The 239-nt window shown below is 53.1% G+C and carries 1 protein-coding gene; it reads right to left on the bottom strand.

Annotation, left to right across the window (positions count from 1 at the left end; translation table 11 throughout):
• Window positions 1-239: autotransporter outer membrane beta-barrel domain-containing protein (locus FC814_RS22725; protein WP_137326496.1), on the bottom strand; the 239-nt coding region annotated here is incomplete at both ends.

Raw genomic sequence — 239 nt, 5'->3', positions numbered from 1 at the left:
AACCAGTTATAGAGCAACCAGCTATCAACATAAGTTCCTGTTTTATCTGCTTCGTTAGCGTACCAGGTGCCATACACGCCCACACTGTAGCCGTCGATTTGCCCGCGTGAGTTGTAGCCGGTCAGGCTGGAATGTGTGTGGCTCTTGCTGTTGGCATAGCCAGCCATCAGGCCGAGATGCCAGCGATCGAGTGCGTTACTGCTCCATTGCGCAAGATCGCCGCCAAGTTGCAGAACATA

It is taken from the genome of Escherichia sp. MR (genome assembly GCF_005280595.1).
Taxonomy (GTDB): Bacteria; Pseudomonadota; Gammaproteobacteria; order Enterobacterales; family Enterobacteriaceae; genus Escherichia; species Escherichia ruysiae.
The sequence above is the reverse complement of the archived record's forward strand: the minus strand, read 5'-3'. Positions and strand labels throughout refer to the sequence as shown.